The following is a 1320-nucleotide window of genomic DNA, read 5'->3' on the forward strand; positions in this document are numbered from 1 at the left end:
TTGAACAGTTTGTTAGGCGACATTTCTACGTTTAACTTCTTTCTCATACGAAGATTCGTTGTATAGCCAAATAACCCAAAATGCGAAAAACATCCCGATCGTGTAAATGGAGTAATTAAGAGCATTATCCGATAAGAAAATCGTAATGCTTGCCGCATCAGAAGATGGATAAAGGAAAATAACATTGAAAATCATGTACAAGATGGCTGTGACGAAAGTTGTTCTGAAAAGCCAATTTAAACATCCTTTCTTTCGCGATTTTTGCCAATTATCAAATGCTTTACCATTCATTAACCCACTCCTTTTCTGTTAACTGAAGCTAGATTCTCGCCAAGATACTATCACTACTCTATCGTTTATCTCATGTCGCCTAACGCCGCATTAAGGTGTGAGCGACGCTTGGCTATACTTGAGCGAAGCGAAACTGCCAAGCGTTGCGAATCACTCTTAAATGCTTTGTTATGCAGTTACTCAAAGGGAGCACTACAATCAATTTGCTTGATGTCAAAGCCTAACATGAACATTGCCTTATCCACCTGTCTGAAGTTTGCTTGAGTAACTTCTCCATACTCTAGCTTACACAAATACCTCAAAAACCACGATGCCACTTTATTTGCTTTAAAGTTTCGCTTATCGTCCGGTGACTTCATATTAATCCCTAACATCCTACGAAGTTCACTATTTAAGCATCGAACTCGTGTCCCAGTGCCTTTGAATGAAACAAGATGCTTTGTTATTAACGTTAGTTCTGATTTCTGCTCTACACTTTCCAAAGAGTCAAAATAACTAGCAAAGATATAGTTTATATATGCAGCAACTCTTGAATCATAAATAGTGGTGAGTTCAAACATAAATGAGAAAACTTTCGTCCATCCACTAGACCAATTTATGTTGTTGAGGTCAACTACCAAATTATGGTCATCTTCAAACCAAGATTTACACTCTGCAAGATACGGTTTCAGTTCGTTTTTTCGGTGAAGATTGATAGCATCAATAATATTTGATGCTTGAACCCCACCCCAATCAAAAACCTCTACGCATTGTAAAATAAGTTCATTATTTGGCGTTGTTTCTAGAGCACCTAACTGGCGGTCGATATTTACAGAGTATTTCCCAGAGGACTCATAAGTGTATTGTTCAGCAGCTGATTTAATAGATGTGAAATCTATTTTTCCCTTTCGCTTACCAAAGTCTACCTGAGACTGGACATTACTTATTTGGCTAAAATAGAAATCGGAGAAACCCAGACGGTCTAAAATTTGAGCCATTTCATTGTACGAATTCATAATTTTATCTCTGCTGCATAACGCCGCATTAAGG

General features: G+C 37.7%; 2 protein-coding genes. Both read right to left on the reverse strand.

From position 1 onward, the window contains the following. Nucleotides 1–12: 12 nt before the first annotated feature. Complete coding sequence (locus tag KJB35_RS27990) at nt 13–291, reverse strand: hypothetical protein (RefSeq protein WP_054824883.1); 279 nt, start codon at nt 289–291, stop codon at nt 13–15. A gap of 176 nt (nt 292–467) precedes the next feature. Beyond that, nucleotides 468–1320, reverse strand: an 853-nt coding sequence (locus KJB35_RS27995) for a hypothetical protein (RefSeq protein ID WP_285469892.1), incomplete at its 5' end; no start/stop codon positions are given.

It is taken from the genome of Vibrio sp. D431a (genome assembly GCF_030248655.1).
Lineage (GTDB): Bacteria > Pseudomonadota > Gammaproteobacteria > Enterobacterales > Vibrionaceae > Vibrio > Vibrio alginolyticus.

What these genes read in the sequence shown, in the direction of transcription:
- KJB35_RS27990 (WP_054824883.1), bottom strand. Translation starts at nt 291, where the DNA reads ATGAATGGTAAAGCATTTGATAATTGGCAAAAATCGCGAAAGAAAGGA.